General features: G+C 67.7%; 14 protein-coding genes. 11 read left to right on the top strand and 3 right to left on the bottom strand.

Features of this window, described 5'->3' with window-relative positions; translation table 11 throughout:
• Positions 1-40 precede the first annotated feature (40 nt).
• Positions 41-571 (top strand): SigE family RNA polymerase sigma factor, encoded by a 531-nt coding sequence (locus tag OG394_RS32100; RefSeq protein ID WP_328990909.1) that lies wholly within the window; start codon positions 41-43, stop codon positions 569-571.
• A complete protein-coding gene (locus tag OG394_RS32105; protein ID WP_328990910.1) occupies positions 564-1352 on the top strand; it encodes a hypothetical protein in 789 nt (262 codons plus the stop codon). The genes OG394_RS32100 and OG394_RS32105 overlap by 8 nt, the downstream gene beginning before the upstream one ends.
• 6 nt (positions 1353-1358) lie before the next feature.
• On the opposite strand, the gene OG394_RS32110 is transcribed toward OG394_RS32105, so the two are convergent.
• Positions 1359-2471 carry a hypothetical protein gene (locus tag OG394_RS32110; protein ID WP_328990911.1) on the bottom strand — a complete coding sequence of 371 codons (1113 nt, stop codon included), beginning with the start codon at positions 2469-2471 and terminating at the stop codon, positions 1359-1361.
• 74 nt (positions 2472-2545) lie between these two features.
• Between OG394_RS32110 and OG394_RS32115 the strand changes: the two genes are divergently transcribed.
• On the top strand, positions 2546-4228 hold the full coding sequence (locus OG394_RS32115; RefSeq protein ID WP_328990912.1) for an ABC-F family ATP-binding cassette domain-containing protein: 1683 nt from the start codon (positions 2546-2548) through the stop codon (positions 4226-4228).
• Here the strand turns inward: OG394_RS32115 and OG394_RS32120 are convergent.
• Positions 4225-4767: a TetR/AcrR family transcriptional regulator gene (locus OG394_RS32120; protein WP_328990913.1), complete on the bottom strand. Its 543-nt coding sequence runs from the start codon at positions 4765-4767 to the stop codon at positions 4225-4227. The genes OG394_RS32115 and OG394_RS32120 overlap by 4 nt on opposite strands.
• 78 nt (positions 4768-4845) lie before the next feature.
• Here OG394_RS32120 and OG394_RS32125 point away from each other — a divergent pair, with 78 nt between their 5' ends.
• Positions 4846-5280, top strand: a complete 435-nt coding sequence (locus OG394_RS32125) for a nuclear transport factor 2 family protein (protein ID WP_328990914.1) — start codon at positions 4846-4848, stop codon at positions 5278-5280.
• A gap of 100 nt (positions 5281-5380) precedes the next feature.
• Here the strand turns inward: OG394_RS32125 and OG394_RS32130 are convergent, their stop codons facing one another.
• The gene (locus OG394_RS32130; RefSeq protein ID WP_328990915.1) at positions 5381-6667 is read right to left on the bottom strand and encodes a citrate synthase; all 1287 of its coding nucleotides are present in this window, start codon (positions 6665-6667) and stop codon (positions 5381-5383) included.
• A gap of 281 nt (positions 6668-6948) precedes the next feature.
• Between OG394_RS32130 and rplM the strand changes: the two genes are divergently transcribed.
• The 7 genes from rplM (at position 6949) to OG394_RS32165 (ending at position 15206) form a co-directional block, all read left to right on the top strand.
• The gene (gene rplM, locus OG394_RS32135) at positions 6949-7392 is read left to right on the top strand and encodes a 50S ribosomal protein L13 (RefSeq protein WP_328990916.1); all 444 of its coding nucleotides are present in this window, start codon (positions 6949-6951) and stop codon (positions 7390-7392) included.
• 34 nt (positions 7393-7426) lie between these two features.
• The gene (rpsI, locus tag OG394_RS32140; RefSeq protein WP_442914242.1) at positions 7427-7951 is read left to right on the top strand and encodes a 30S ribosomal protein S9; all 525 of its coding nucleotides are present in this window, start codon (positions 7427-7429) and stop codon (positions 7949-7951) included.
• Between the two features lie 7 nt (positions 7952-7958).
• Entirely contained in the window at positions 7959-9305 is a 1347-nt protein-coding gene (glmM, locus tag OG394_RS32145; RefSeq protein WP_328990917.1) for a phosphoglucosamine mutase, read from the top strand.
• Between the two features lie 153 nt (positions 9306-9458).
• The gene (locus OG394_RS32150) at positions 9459-11261 is read left to right on the top strand and encodes a glycoside hydrolase family 3 protein (RefSeq protein WP_328990918.1); all 1803 of its coding nucleotides are present in this window, start codon (positions 9459-9461) and stop codon (positions 11259-11261) included.
• 2 nt (positions 11262-11263) lie between these two features.
• Complete coding sequence (locus OG394_RS32155) at positions 11264-12550, top strand: exo-beta-N-acetylmuramidase NamZ family protein (RefSeq protein ID WP_328990919.1); 1287 nt, start codon at positions 11264-11266, stop codon at positions 12548-12550.
• Positions 12551-12594: 44 nt separating this feature from the next.
• Positions 12595-14277, top strand: a complete 1683-nt coding sequence (locus OG394_RS32160) for a serine hydrolase (RefSeq protein WP_328990920.1) — start codon at positions 12595-12597, stop codon at positions 14275-14277.
• Positions 14278-14312: 35 nt separating this feature from the next.
• Positions 14313-15206, top strand: a complete 894-nt coding sequence (locus tag OG394_RS32165) for a MurR/RpiR family transcriptional regulator (RefSeq protein ID WP_328990921.1) — start codon at positions 14313-14315, stop codon at positions 15204-15206.
• Positions 15207-15314 lie beyond the last annotated feature (108 nt).

The raw sequence follows: 15314 nt of genomic DNA on the forward strand, positions 1-15314 counted from the left end.
ATCAGGGGGCGATCGCCGTCCTCAGGGTATGGAGGCAGCCGTGGCGGTACCCCAGGCCAGGTCATCATCATCGGAGTCGCTGTTCTTCGAGACATGGGTCAAGACGCACGGTGACGCCCTGATGCGCTTCGCCTACGTGCTGACCGGTGACGCGAATCTGGCCGAGGACGCCGTACAGGACGCCCTGACGACCGCCTGCGCCAAATGGAAGAAGGTGAGTGCCGCCGACGACCCCGCGGCGTACGTGCGGCGGATGATCGTCAACGCGCACATCTCCTGGTGGCGCAAGTTCAGGCGCCGGGAAGTGCCCGAGGCGGAGCCCGCCGGGACAGCGGCCATGACCGGTGACGGGGCCGGCGATCGGGCCGAGGCGGATGCCGTCTGGGCGTTGTGCGCGACGTTGCCGCCGAGACAGCGTGCGGCCGTGGTGCTCCGGTTCTACGAGGAGCTGTCGTACGCCGAGATCGCCGTACTGCTGAACTGCGCCGAAGCGACCGCCCGGTCCAGCGTGCATCGTGCGCTGGCCAGCCTGAAGACCACTCTGAGCAAGGAAGGAGCCGGCGATGCCTGACTTCGATCAGCAGGACGACGAGCTCGGCCGTCAGGTGGCGGACGCCCTCCGGCAGAAGGCGGGCGGCGCACCGAGCGCCAGCCATCTCGCCAGCGTGGCGCGGGCCCGGATCCACCGTCGCCGCCAGACGATGCTCATCGGTGGTGCCGCGGTCGTGGTCGCGCTGGCGATCGGTGGCGTCTGGCAGGTCGCTACACCGGGCATGAACGCGTCTGAGACAAGTGCGGGTTCGGCCGACAGCAACGCCGACCAGGGCACAGGTAAGGCGCCGAACACACCGAACACACCGAGCACTGAGGGCAGGGTGGGCGGCTGCGAGCCGTTCCACGCGATCGCTTCGGCTACGAGCATCACCGCGATCCCTGTCGCCGTAGGCCTCGACCTGAATACTCCGGTGACTGGTCTGACCGTCTGCCGCTACCGGGTGATCGAGCCGAACGTGCGGCTCAAGACGGCTCTACTCGGCTCAGCCGTTCTAGGCCCGCAGCAGGCGCAAGAGGTCGTCGACGCGATCAAGCCGCTCCGTGAGAGGAACCCGGAACTACCTGTCTTCAAGCGGTGCGCCCCGGAGAATGCCACGGGCAAGCAGGTGATCGTGTTGCGGTTCGACACGGCCAAGGGCGTCAGGGAGATCTGGGTCGCCTACGACGGCTGCGCGACGCCAGGGTTCTTCACCGGCAAGAAGACGTATGGCCTGTACGCAGCGCCGCTGAATCTCTTCGCCATCGGCTCAGCCCGTCCTGACCGCGGCACGTTCCTAGAGGCACTACCGGGCTGGTAGCCCTCGTCAGTCGACCGACCGGCCGCCCTTGTCCTGCTGCGGTCCGGTCGGCCGTACGGCGTTGGGGGCCGCCTGTGGTGCTGCTGGCTTGCTGACCGCGCCAGAGGCGGGTGCTTGTCCGTCCAGAACGTTGAGCGGGGCTTTGGCCTTCTCTCGCTGCGCTGCCATCAGCTCCTGCATAGAGCGCTTCGGCTCGGTAGAGACCGGCAGTGGCGGCGGAGCTTCCAGACGCCCGGAGTTCTCGGTCACGTAAACCGGCGGCCGATCTGGAGCCGGTGAGAGGGGTTGGCCGGGGGACTGCGTGTACTGCGCTTGTAGCCGGCCAGTGGTCGCCTTGAGGCCTTCGATCGCCTGCTGGCCGATCTGTTGCCCCTGGGCGGCCTTCTCCGTGTCCAGGTCGTATCCCCACTGCACGGCCGGCAGCTTCTCGAAGCCGCCGCGCATCTCCGGGACGAGGTGTTTCCGCAGCTCAGCGCGGTCCTCCGGGTGCAGCTGGCCGCCGAGCTGCCCGTCGATGACGAGGTCGGCCGCGGCGTTCCAGCGTTCCGATCGTGGCGTGTTGAGTAGATGATCGCGAACCTGGTCGGGCGGCATTCCGCTGGCCTCGGACAGTCCGCGCGTCAGCTCGTTGGTGGCCGCGGTGTAGGTGGGATAGCTGTCGACGGTGTGCTGCGAAACGATCGACGGCACCTGCCGGTCCATCCCGATGTCGGTGAGGACACCGTCGACGTTGGCCAGCGTCCAGGCCTCGGTCAGGCCCTCGTCGAGCGCGACCTCGCCGACCTCGGCATCCGAGGCGCCATCGCCGTACTCGCTGCTGAGGTGGATCGCCTCGTGCGCGACCGCCGCGACCGCCGCCCGGAGCGGGAAGGCCTCGTAGCGCCCCGCGGTCGCGGCATTCTGCAACGGCCGGATGACGTCGTCCACGCCGCCGGCGAGCGAGTGGTCCGGACGGGCCGTGGCCATGGCCGCGTACGACGGCTCCTCGTAGAGCCGGCCGTTCCAGCTCGTCGGCCGGCCGGTGCGTTGTGCGACCGCGTGCACGATGCGCTGGACCCACTCGTGGGCCGGGTGCCCGGGCGGCACCTCAGGGCCGAGCGGGTGGGACAGGTCGGCCATCGGCGCTCCTTGGGTCGGCGGCCGCGATGATAACCGGTCGCGGGGGCGCCGGGCGGGCGGTCAGACTAGGGGGCATGGGTCACGTGGATATCGCAGGTGTCGGGTTCGAGCTCCCGGATGGACGGGTGCTGCTGGACGACATCACCTTCCGGGTCGGCGATGGCGCGAAGGTCGCTTTGGTGGGCGCCAACGGGTCTGGGAAGACGACGCTGGTCAGGATCATCGCCGACGACCTCAAAGCGCACAGCGGAAGCATCAGCCGGTCCGGCGGGCTCGGCGTGATGCGGCAGTTCGTGGGCTCTGTGCGCGACTCCAGCACCGTGCGGGATCTCCTGCTCAGCGTGGCGCCTCCCGCCGTTCGCGAGGCCGCGGCCAAGCTGGACCTGGCAGAGCTGGCCATGATGGAGAGCGACGACGAGAAGACCCAGCTCCGCTATGCCCAGGCCATCTCCGATTGGGGCGAGGCCGGCGGGTACGACGCGGAGGTGCTCTGGGACGTCTGTGCGACGGCCGCACTGGGTATTCCGTTCGACCAGTGCCAGTGGCGTGAGGTGAAGACGCTGTCGGGTGGCGAGCAGAAACGCCTTGTCCTAGAGGCTTTGCTGCGTGGCCCGGACCAGGTGCTGCTGCTCGACGAGCCCGACAACTACCTCGACGTACCGGGTAAGCGGTGGCTCGAGGACCAGCTCAACGCCACCCAGAAGACCGTGCTCTACATCAGCCATGACCGCGAGCTGTTGGCCAACACCGCGACCCGGATCGTCACGATCGAGCTCGGTGCCGCCGGCAACACCGCCTGGGTTCACGGCGGCGGCTTCCGGACGTACCACGCAGCCCGCGAGCACCGCTTCGAGCGGTTCGAGGAACTACGTCGTCGCTGGGACGAGGAGCACGCCAAGCTGAAGCAGCTTGTCCTTATGTACAAGGTGAAAGCCGCCTACAATGACGGTCTTGCCTCCCGCTATCGCGCGGCCCAGACCCGGCTCCGGAAGTTCGAGGAGGCCGGGCCACCCGAGGCGATTCCGCGCGAGCAGAAGGTCAGCATGCGCCTCACGGGCGGCCGGACCGGCAAGCGCGCCGTCGTCTGCACAAGCCTCGAACTGACCGGCTTGATGAACCCGTTCGACCTCGAGGTCTGGTACGGCGAACGCGTGGCCGTCCTCGGTTCCAACGGCTCGGGTAAGTCGCACTTCCTGCGTCTATTGGCCAATGGCGGCAGCGATCCCGACATCGAGCACCAGCCGGTGGGGGAGGTCGAGATCCCGCCAGTGGCTCACACCGGGGGTGCCAAGCTGGGTGCGCGCGTGCGGCCCGGGTGGTTCGCCCAGACGCACGAGCATCCGGAGCTGATGGGCAAGACGCTGCTGGAGATCCTGCACCGAGGTGACGACCATCGCGAGGGCATGGGCCGCGAACTGGCCTCCCGCAAACTCGACCGCTACGAGCTCGCGCACGCGTCGGAGCAGACCTTCGAAAGCCTTTCCGGCGGCCAGCAGGCCCGTTTCCAGATCCTCCTGCTGGAGCTGTCCGGAGCGACCCTGCTCCTGCTCGACGAGCCGACCGACAACCTGGACGTCGAATCCGCCGAGGCGCTGGAGGAAGGCCTCGACGCCTTCGACGGCACGGTCCTGGCGGTCACCCACGACCGCTGGTTCTCGCGCGGCTTCGACCGTTTCCTCGTCTTCGGCTCCGACGGCACCGTCTACGAATCCCCCGACCCGGTCTGGGACGAAACCCGCGTCGTCCGCCCCCGCTAGGGCCTGAGGGCTCGGTGGGCTAGGGCTAGTAAGGCGTCGCGGTCGGCTGGGTTGAGGTCGACGGCGATGGCGCCGCGGGAGGTGCCGACCAGTAGGGCGTAGACCTCGGCGAACCCGGCATCAGCTTGTACGGCGCCCGCGGCCTGCGCGCGTGTGAGCAGTTCGGCGAAGGCCTCGCGCAACGCGGCGCCGGCGGCCTTCGCCGAAGGGCCCGCGGTGGCGCCGGACTTGACCAATGCGTCCGCCACCGCGAGTTTGCCGGGGGCTTCGGTGACCACCTGGTCGAAGAAGTCGTAGAAGGCCCGGCCGGGATCCGCCGCCTCGGCCAGGGCGCGCGCCTGTTCGGCGAGCCGCTCGAGCCGAACCGTCAGCACCGCTTCGAGCAGATCGCGCTTGGCCGGGAAATGCCGGAACACAGTCCCGATCCCGACCCCGGCCAGTTTGGCGACGGCCTCGGTCGACGCATCGGGGTCGGTGCCGAACACCTTCTCGGCCGCGGTCAGAACGCGAGCACGGTTGTCCCGGGCATCGGCGCGCACAACGATCACCTCTTGTAAGCGGAGTAGCCACTCCGTATATTCGGAGTCATCACTCCGGATTCTATCGAGAGGACCCGCATGACCTCGCAAGACACCCCAGAAGACGTGTTCCTCCGGCTGGTGAACGGAGTGGCCGAGGGCCGACGAGACGAACTGCCCGCGCTCTACGCCGAGCAGACCGACGTGCGCCACCCCATGTCGCCGTACGGTGATGAGCCGCTGACCAGCCGGGACGAGTTGCGAAGGCATTTCGGCTCGCGGGCGCCGCGCAACGTCAGCTATCAGCCGTCCAACATTCGCGTGCACCAGACGGCGGATCCCGAGGTGATCGTGGCCGAGTTCGACTATGTCGGCGTGGTGCCCGCGACGGACGAGCCGTTCACCGTGCCGTGCGTCTTCGTCATGCGCATCAGAGACGGCCTGATCGTCGAATCGCGCGACTACATCGACCACGTGGCCTTCGCGAAAGCGCGCGGCCAGGTGGACCACCTCATCGCCGTACTGACTGGCTGAAACCTTGGTGGCGGAAGGTGCGTCATACGTGGCAGAGACAAAGAAACGGCCCCGGTTCGAGCGAAGACGCCGAACCGGGGCCGTGCCAATTTGCCGTGGGTCAGCGGTCACCCATGGGGACGTAGTCGACGCCGCGGGCGCCGGTGTAGATCTGCTTCGGGCGGGCGATCTTCTGATCGGCGTCGCCGAGGAGCTCCAGCCACTGTGCCAGCCAGCCCGAGGTGCGCGGGATGGCGAACAGCACGGTGAACATCTCCGGCGGGAACTCCAGGGCCTCGTAGATCAGGCCGGAGTAGAAGTCGACGTTCGGGTAGAGCTTGCGGGAGACGAAGTACTCGTCCTCGAGGGCGATCTTCTCCAGCTCGACGGCGATCTTCAGCAGCGGGTTGATCCCCGTCACCTCGAACACGTCGTCCGCGGCCTTCTTGATGATCTTGGCGCGCGGGTCGTAGTTCTTGTAGACCCGGTGACCGAAGCCCATCAGCCGCTCTTCGCCGGCCTTCACGCCCTCGATGAACGACGGCACGTTCTCCAGCGAACCGATCCGGCGCAGCATCTTCAGCACGGCCTCGTTGGCGCCACCGTGCAGCGGGCCGTAGAGGGCGGCGATACCGCCGGCGACCGCGCTGTACGGGTCGACGTGGGTCGAACCGATCGCCCGGACGGCGTTGGTGGAGGCGTTCTGCTCGTGGTCGGCGTGCAGGATGAAGAGGATCTCCAGCGCGCGCACCAGACGATCGTCGGCCGCATACTTCGGCTCGCTCATCTTGAACAGCATGGACAGGAAGTTCGCCGCGTAGCTGAGCTCGTTGTCGGGGTAGACATACGGCTTGCCCTGCGCGTGCCGGAACGCGAAGGCGCCGAGGGTCGGCATCTTCGCGATCATCCGGGTGATCTGCAGCTGGCGCGACTCTTCGTCGAAGATGTTGCGCGACTCGGGGTAGAAGGTGGACAGCGCGCCGGTGGAGGCGAGCAGCATGCCCATCGGGTGGGCGTCGTAGCGGAACCCCTGCATGAAGGTCTTGAGATTCTCGTGCACGAACGTGTGATTCGTCACGTCGTGCACCCACTGCTCGTGCTGGGTCTTGTTCGGCAGCGCGCCGTTGACCAGCAGGTAGGCCACCTCGAGATACGTCGAGTGCTCGGCGAGCTGCTCGATCGGGTAGCCGCGGTACTCCAGGATGCCCTTGTCACCGTCGATGAAGGTGACGCTGGAACGGGTCGATGCGGTGTTGACGAAGCCCGGGTCGTAGGTGGCCAGGCCACCGTCACCCTCCGCGCCGCTGATCTGCTTCAGATCGGCGGCCTTGATGGTGCCGTCGGTGATGGCAAGGTCGTAGTCCTTGCCGGTCCGGTTGTCCCGGACGGTGAGCGACTGTTCGGTCACGATGCCCTCTTCGGAAGCTGGCGTCATCGCCCGGTGAGTGAGGGTTATCGTCGCCGGCGGGACGCGTATTGAGACTGCAATCTTGTCCGCTACGCTAATCCGGTCCGAGCCCGCAACCAACCCGGGGTCCCGGAGCGCATACGGCTCACTTTGACCCCAGGCGGTCACCGCCGGTATTCTGGGCTGCTGTTGTGCGTTCCAGGCTTATCCGCTCTAGGTTGCCGCCCGCTCGCCAACGCATCAGTTTTTTGTCAACCTCTGAGAAACGAAGGTCAACGACCGTGCGCACGTACAGCCCCAAGCCTGCTGACGTCACTCGCGAGTGGCTTGTGATCGACGCTACCGACGTCGTGCTCGGTCGCCTCGCCGTCCAGATCGCCACCCTGCTGCGTGGCAAGCACAAGCCGACGTTCGCGCCGCACGTCGACGGGGGCGACTTCGTCATCGTCATCAACGCCGGCAAGGTGGCGCTGTCCGGTAACAAGCGGACCGACAAGCTGGCCTACCGCCACTCCGGTCACCCGGGTGGTCTGACGGCCACCCCGATCGGCGAGATCCTCGACAAGGACCCGCGCAAGGCCGTCGAGAAGGCCGTCTGGGGCATGCTCCCCAAGAACCGCCTCAGCCGTCAGCTGCTGAACAAGCTGAAGGTGTACGCCGGTCCGGAGCACCCGCACGCGGCCCAGCAGCCGAAGTCTTTCGAGATCACCCAGATCGCCCAGTAGCGGTCGACGAGCCAGTTAATCGAGGATTCACAGCGTGAGCGACATCACCACCGAGACCAGCGACGACCTCGAGCTTGAGGTGCCCATCGACACCGAGGGCCCGGTCGCGTACACCTCCGAGACGAACCCGACCCCGGAGCAGCGGGCCGAGACCGGCCGCGTCGCGGTGATCAACCCGGCGGGGGCCGTCGGCCGCCGCAAGGAGGCTGTCGCCCGCGTTCGTTTGGTCCCCGGTTCCGGTAACTGGACCGTCAACGGCAAGCCGTTGGACGTCTACTTCCCGAACAAGGTTCACCAGCAGCTCGTCAACGAGCCGTTCGTCGTCGCGGGCCTCGAGGGCTCCTACGACGTCATCGCCCGCATCAACGGCGGCGGCATCACCGGCCAGGCCGGCGCGCTGCAGCTCGGCGTGGCCCGCTGCCTGAACGCCGCCGACGAGGAGGCGAACCGCCCCGGTCTGAAGAAGGCCGGCCTGCTCACCCGCGACGCGCGGATCAAGGAGCGTAAGAAGGCCGGTCTCAAGAAGGCCCGTAAGGCTCCGCAGTACAGCAAGCGCTGATCTCCTGATGGGGCGTTTGTTCGGCACGGACGGTGTCCGTGGCCTGGCGAACGTGGACCTGACCGCGGAGCTGGCTCTCGACCTTTCGGTCGCGGCCGCTCATGTACTCGGCGAGGCCGGTGCCTTCGAAGGGCACCGGCCACGCGCCGTTGTGGGCAGAGATCCGCGCGCCAGTGGTGAGTTCCTGGAAGCCGCCGTGGTGGCCGGATTGGCCAGTGCCGGCGTCGACGTGGTCAAGCTCGGCGTGCTGCCGACCCCGGCCGTCGCGCATCTGACCGGTTCGACCGGTGCCGATCTCGGCGTGATGCTGTCGGCCAGCCACAACCCGATGCCCGACAACGGCGTGAAGTTCCTCGCACGCGGCGGGATCAAGCTCGACGACCGCATCGAGGATGCGATCGAGGCCCATCTGGCCGAGGAGTGGCAGCGCCCGACGGGTGCCGCGGTCGGGCGCGTGCTGGACGACGACCAGGGGTTCGAGACGTACGTCTCGCATCTGGTCCGGTCCACCCCGAACCGGTTCGACGGTCTTAAGGTCGTTGTCGACTGCGCCAACGGTGCCGCCTACCAGACCGCCCCGGAGGCCTTGCGCCGCCTGGGCGCCGAGGTGATCACCTATGCGGCCAAGCCCGACGGCCTGAACATCAACCTCGACTGCGGCTCCACCCACATGGAGGGGCTGCGCCGCGAGGTCGTCGGCCACGGCGCCGATGTCGGTATCGCCCTCGACGGTGACGCCGATCGCTGCCTGGCGGTCGACCACACCGGTGCGCTCGTGGACGGCGACCAGATCCTGGCGGTGCTGGCTTTGGCCATGCGCGACGCGGGCACCTTGCCGAACGACACCGTCGTCGCAACCGTGATGAGCAATCTCGGCTTCGTGCAGGCGATGGTCCGCGAGCAGATCGCGGTCGAGCAGACCAAGGTCGGCGACCGGTACGTGCTGGAGGCCATGAAGGCCGGCGGTCACAAACTCGGCGGTGAGCAGTCGGGTCACGTGATCCTGTCCGACCACGCGACCACCGGTGACGGCACCCTGACGGCGCTGATGCTGCTGGCGCGGATGGCCCAGACCGGCAAGTCCCTGCAGGAGCTGGCCGCGGTCATGGTCCGGCTCCCGCAGGTCCTGATCAACGTGCCGAACGTCGACAAGACCCGCGCCGGCACCGATTCGGACGTCCAGTCCGCCGTCGCCGCCGCGACCACCCGCCTCGGCGACACCGGCCGGGTTCTGCTCCGCCCCTCGGGCACCGAGCCACTGGTCCGCGTCATGGTCGAAGCCGAGTCGGCCGCCACCGCCCAAGAGGTCGCCGAAGACCTCGCGACGATCGTGGCCACCGCGCTCAAGCTCTAACGCGAGACTGCTTCAAAAGACGCGCAGGAGACCCGTCCAGCTTCGGCTGGGCGGGTTTACTGTTTTCCCGAAGCCTTGACCGCCCTCCGCGCGCGTGGGTAACTTTCGTGGCGGGGGAGTCTCGTTGTAATTCAATTACCTGAGGGGTCGGTCATGTCCGCCGTACGCCGCTTTGCCGCAGCCAGTCTGGCTGCCGTCACATCCGCCGCCTTACTCACTGCCGGCGTCGCCGCCGCGAGCCCGTCCGAGCAGCCGCCGCTGACGCCTGAGCAGCGGGCCATGGGCACGATCCAGGGGATGTCGCTGGAGGAGAAGGTCGGGCAGCTGTTCGTGCTGTTCGCCTATGGCCCGAAGGCTGACGCGCCCGATGCCCGCAACACCACGCTGTACGGCGTTGCCACGCCGGCCGAGGTGATCTCGAAGTACAAGCCGGGCGGCTGGATCTACTTCAGCGCCCGTGGCAACGTCGAGAACCCGACCCAGTTGGCGACCTACAGCAACGCGCTCCAGCGTCAGGCCACGAACACCGGCATGCGCCTGCCGATGTCAATCGCGACCGACCAGGAGCAGGGCGTCGTCGTACGAGTCGGCCCGCCGGCCACCCAGTTCGGCGGCAACATGGCGCACGGCGCGGCCCGCAGCGTCGCCGACGCCCGGACCGCGGCCGGTATCACCGGGCGCGAGCTGAAGGCGATGGGCATCCGGCAGAACTACGCGCCGGTCGCCGACGTGAACGTGAACGCGCTCAACCCGGTCATCGGGGTCCGCTCCTTCTCCTCGAACCCGCAGCTCGTCTCGGACCTCACGGTCGCGCAGGTGCAGGGGTACGAGAAGGACGCCAAGATCATCTCGACCGCCAAGCACTTCCCGGGTCACGGCGACACGGTCGACGACAGCCACAACGCGTCCCTGCCGACGATCAACCACAGCGTGGCGGAGTGGAACGCGATCGACGCGCCTCCGTTCAAGGCTGCGATCGCGGAGGGCATCGACTCGATCATGACCGCGCACATCGCGGTGCCGTCGCTGGACCCCTCGGGTGATCCGGCCACGCTGAGCAAGCCGATCCTGACCGACATCCTGCGCGGCCAGCTCGGCTTCCGCGGCGTCGTCTGCACCGACGCGCTGGAGATGGGCGCGGTCCGGCTCAAGTACGGCGACGCCGAGGTGGCCGTCCGTGCCATCGAGGCAGGCGCCGACCAGCTGCTGCTGCCGCCCGCGCCGGACGTCCAGTTCAAGGCCGTCGTTGACGCCGTGAAGTCGGGCCGGATCAGCGAGCGCCGCATCGACGAGAGCGTCGCGCGGATCCTGCTGCTGAAGCTCAAGCGCGGCATTCTCACCTCGCCCTTCGTCGACCCGGCCAAGGTGGCCACCACAGTCGGAACGCCGGCCAGCCTCGCGACCGCGCAGACCATCGTCGACAAGTCCACGACCCTGGTGAAGAACGACACCAACACCCTGCCGCTGAGCAAGGACCCGAAGTCGATTCTCGTCACCGGCTGGGGTGTCACCACCACCGCGACGCTGGCCGCCAACCTGACCAAGCGTGGCGCGACCACGACCGTGCGGGAGACCGGCGCGGCGCCGACCGATGTCGCGATCGACGACGCGGTCGCGAAGTCCCAGCTGAACGACGTGACCGTGGTGCTCACCCAGAAGGCCTGGGACACCAAGGTGACCGACAAACTGGCCAAGCAGCAGAAGCTGGTCAAGGCCCTGCTGGCGACCGGTAAGACCGTCATCGTGGTGGCCGTCCGCGACCCATACGACATCGCCTACTTCGACGCCGCCCCGACCTACGTCGCGACGTACTCCTTCACGGGCGTTTCGATGGAGTCGCTGGCCAAAGTCCTGTACGGCGAGATCAAGCCGGCCGGCAAGCTGCCCGTGGACATCCCGGTCGCGGGTCAGCCCACGACCGTCCTCTACCCCTTCGGCCACGGACTGAGCTGGTGACGATGAAACGACGTTCCCTCCTCGCAGGAGCCGGCCTCGCCGCTGCTGCGCCCCTCGTATCGGTCAGCCCGGCGGCGGCCCAAACCGCCGCCGACAAGAAGAAGGTCGTCACCGGCGCGCAGTCCCTCGCGGACACCGGTTGGGGCGCCCTCGCCGGGCAGAAGGTCGGCGTGATCAGCAACCCGACCGGGATCACCGACGACCTGCAGCACATCGTCGACACCATGCACGCGTCCAAGAAGGTCAACGTGGTCGCGGTCTTCGGGCCCGAGCATGGTTTCCGCGGTACGGCGCAAGCGGGTGGTTCCGAGCCCGATCAACGCGATCCGCGCACCGGGATCATGGTGTACGACGCCCATGGCGCGAATGCCGCCAAATTCGCCGCGCTCTACACGAAGTCCGGTGTCGAGACGGTGGTGTTCGACATCCAGGACGTCGGATCGCGGTTCTACACCTACATCTGGACCATGTACGAAGCGATGGTCGCGGCCGTCCAGACCGGCGCCAAGTTCGTCGTCCTGGATCGGCCGAACCCCGTCGGCGGGTACGCCCGCGGGCCGATGCTGAAGCCGGGATACACCTCCGGCGTCGGCAAGGAGGAGATCATCCAGCAGCACGGGATGACCGTGGGCGAGCTAGCCCGTCTCTTCAACGCCGAGTACCTGCCGCTCGACACGGGCGGCGCGCGGCTCAAGGAACTCCAGGTCATCACCGTGAAGAACTGGCGTCGCGAGCAGACGTACGTCGACACGGGGCTGACCTGGGTGATGCCTTCGCCGAACATGCCGACGCCGGACACGGCCCTGCTTTACCCGGGGACGTGCCTGTTCGAGGCGACGAACATGTCCGAGGGGCGCGGAACCACCCGGCCGTTCGAACTGATCGGCGCGCCGTACGTCGACTACCAGTGGGCGAAGGCGCTCCAAGCCAAGAACATCCCGGGTGTCGAGTTCCGCGAGGCGTACTTCACGCCGTTCATCAGCAAGAACGCGAACGTGCTCTGCGGTGGCGTCCAGGTCCAGATCACCGATCGGGACAAGGTCGAGGCGATCCTGGCAGCGACGCACATGATCGTCGAGGCCCGCCGGTTGTACCCGCAGCAGTTCGCCTGGCGGACGGAGAACCCGCCCGGACGGTGGATCGACCTGCTGACCGGATCGGATCGCTTCCGCACCATGTTGGTCGCCGGTGCCTCGGCCGAGGAGATCGTCGCCGCCTGGCAGAGCGAGACCGAGGCCTGGAACGCGCGCCGGGCGAAATACCTTCTCTACAAGGGGGATCACCAGTGAGACGTGCGATCGCTGTGACCGCGCTCTCTACCCTGGTACTCACGATGACCGCTCCAGCAGTTGCCGGTGGCAACAACCCGCGCGGCCGGTTCGACCGGCCGCAGGACGGCTATGCCGCGAAGTCGACCATGTTGCGGACGTCGACGCCTGCCCAGGCCGGGCTCGACCCCGCGCCGATCGACGCGGCGCTGCAGGCCGTGGACAACTGGACCCGGCCGAACGGCACGGTCAAGCCGATGTTCGCGGGCGCGGTCACGTTGCTCGGGCACGACGGCAAGATCGTCACCCGTACCGCCACCGGCAAGGCGCTGAAGTTTGCCGACGGCAACGGTACGGAGCTGCCCGCGGACCAGCAGATCGCGATGCGGACGGACACGATCTTCGACCTGGCCTCCGTCTCGAAGCTGTTCACCTCGATCGTGGTGATGCAGCAGGTCGAGGCCGGCCGGATCGACCTCGACGCCCCGATCGCGACGTACGTGCCGGAGTTCGCGGCCAACGGCAAGGAGGCGATCACCGTTCGGCAAGCGCTTACGCACACGACCGGTCTGCCCGCGTGGCTGCCGTTGTGGAGTGGCGCGCCCGACCCGGCCGCCCGGATGCAGATGGCGCTGACGGCCAAACCGACCAGTGCGCCCGGCGTGAAGTACCTCTACAGCGACCTGAACCTCATCTCGCTCGGTGAGACCGCGGCCCGCGTGTCGGGTAAGCCGCTCGACCAGTTGGTTGCCGACGGCATCACCAAACCGCTACGGATGCGCGAGACCGGCTACAACCCGGACCCGGCCAAGAAGCAGCGCATCGCCGCGACCGAGTTCCAGTCGGCCCCGCCGCGCGGCATGGTCCAGGGCTCGGTGCACGACGAGAACGCGTGGTCCTTGGGCGGTGTCGCCGGGCATGCCGGCGTCTTCTCGACCGCGGACGACCTGGCCGTGCTCGCGCAGGCCTTCCTCAACGGCGGAACGTACGACGGGCGGCGCATCCTGCAACAGGCGTCGGTCACCGCAATGGTCACGAATTTCACGCCTGGCTTCCCCGGCAACGACCATGGTCTGGGCTTCGAACTCAACCAGCGTTGGTACATGAGCGGTCTGGCCTCGGACCGCACGGCCGGTCACACCGGCTATACGGGTACGTCGTTGGTGATCGACTTCGACTCCCGGTCGTTCGCGATCCTGCTGACGAACCGGGTGCACCCGAGCCGCAGCTGGGGCACCAACAACCCCGCGCGCCGGGCCGTTGTGCAAGGGCTCGCGCTGGCGCTGGGCGTGCAGCCGCGGCACGGCCAGGACGCCTGGTTCTCGGGGACTGCTGACGCGTCTACGAGCACGCTGGACGCCAAGGTCGCCGTACCGGTTGAAGGGGCGAAGCTGTCGTTCGACCTGTTCGTGGACACCGAGGATTCGGATCTGCTCTACCTGGAGAGTTCGGCCGATGGTGGGACTACGTGGGCCAAGGTTCCTTTCACCGTTCGCGATCGGGGCTCGGTGACGGATCTCGACGGCGCGATCGGCGGCACCCGGGACCGGCATTGGTTGCAGGCCTCCGCCGAACTGGGAGCGGGCGAGCAGACGCTCAGATGGCGCTACACGACGGACGCCCTTTACACCGGCCGGGGCGTGTATGTCGATGGTGTCAAGGTTGTCAGTCCCGACCAGGTACTGCTTGATGGGGAACGGAACCCACAGTCATTCTCTGCAACAGGTTGGAGACTTTCGCGTCGGTGACCCCACTCGTGTGGTTTGCGCCGTAACGTGGCGATATGACTTCGTCGATGACCTCTCCCGAACCCACGGGGCCGCTGCTGGTCCGGGTCCGCGCGGTGATGCCCGCGCTGGCACCGGCCGAGCAACGGGTGGCGAATGCGGTGCTGGCCGATCCCGGCGGCGTGGCCGCGATGACGATCTCGGAGCTGGCGGAGGTGGCGTCCACCTCCGAGACCACGGTCATCCGGTTCTGCAAGCAGATCGGCGTCCCCGGTTACCCGCAGCTCCGGCTCCAACTCGCCGCGCAGTCCGCGACGGACAACGTACGGCCCGAGGTGGGCGGTGACATCGAGCCTGGGGACACCCTGGCCGAGGTGGTCGGCAAGGTCGCCTTCGCCGACGAGCGGGCCGTGCGTGAAACCGCGCAGCAGCTCGACATGAACGCCCTGGCCGCCGTTGTCGCCGCGGTGGCGAAGGCGCCGAGGGTCGACATCTACGGTCTGGGCGCGAGCGGCTTCGTCGCGCTCGACCTGCAGCAGAAGCTGCACCGGATCCGCCGGGTCGCCTTCGCCTGGTCCGACGTGCACGTCGCGCTGACCAGCGCCGCGCTGCTCGGCGACGGCGATGTTGCCGTCGGCATCTCTCATACCGGTACGACGGCCGAGGTGGTCGAGGCGCTGGAGGAAGCGGCCAAGCACGGCGCTACCACGGTCGCCATTACGAACTTCCCGCGTTCCCCGCTGGCGAAGACCGCTGACCTGGTCCTCACCACGGCCGCGCGGGAGACGACGTACCGCTCGGGTGCGACGTCGAGCCGGATCGCGCAGCTGATGGTGGTGGACTGCGTTTTCATCGGAGTGGCCCAACAGGTGCTGCCCGATGCGCGGAAGGCGCTCGAGACGACGTACAGCGCCGTCCGTGGGCACCACCTGAAGCCCGACAGCCACTGACTCATAAACCGTTCAAGCTCTGTTCGGCCGGTGCGAGCACTCGTGTCGCCGGCGGGATTCGTCTCGCCACGCGCCGTTAACGGTCAACAGAATTGATATTCCTTCGGT

This window comes from Kribbella sp. NBC_01245 (assembly GCF_036226525.1).
Taxonomy (GTDB): Bacteria; Actinomycetota; Actinomycetes; order Propionibacteriales; family Kribbellaceae; genus Kribbella.

What these genes read in the sequence shown, in the direction of transcription:
- OG394_RS32150 (WP_328990918.1), top strand. Translation starts at nt 9,459, where the DNA reads ATGTCCGCCGTACGCCGCTTTGCCGCAGCCAGTCTGGCTGCCGTCACA.
- OG394_RS32160 (WP_328990920.1), top strand. Translation starts at nt 12,595, where the DNA reads ATGACCGCTCCAGCAGTTGCCGGTGGCAACAACCCGCGCGGCCGGTTC.
- OG394_RS32155 (WP_328990919.1), top strand. Translation starts at nt 11,264, where the DNA reads ATGAAACGACGTTCCCTCCTCGCAGGAGCCGGCCTCGCCGCTGCTGCG.
- OG394_RS32115 (WP_328990912.1), top strand. Translation starts at nt 2,546, where the DNA reads ATGGGTCACGTGGATATCGCAGGTGTCGGGTTCGAGCTCCCGGATGGA.
- OG394_RS32165 (WP_328990921.1), top strand. Translation starts at nt 14,313, where the DNA reads ATGACTTCGTCGATGACCTCTCCCGAACCCACGGGGCCGCTGCTGGTC.
- glmM (WP_328990917.1), top strand. Translation starts at nt 7,959, where the DNA reads ATGGGGCGTTTGTTCGGCACGGACGGTGTCCGTGGCCTGGCGAACGTG.
- OG394_RS32105 (WP_328990910.1), top strand. Translation starts at nt 564, where the DNA reads ATGCCTGACTTCGATCAGCAGGACGACGAGCTCGGCCGTCAGGTGGCG.
- OG394_RS32110 (WP_328990911.1), bottom strand. Translation starts at nt 2,471, where the DNA reads ATGGCCGACCTGTCCCACCCGCTCGGCCCTGAGGTGCCGCCCGGGCAC.
- OG394_RS32125 (WP_328990914.1), top strand. Translation starts at nt 4,846, where the DNA reads ATGACCTCGCAAGACACCCCAGAAGACGTGTTCCTCCGGCTGGTGAAC.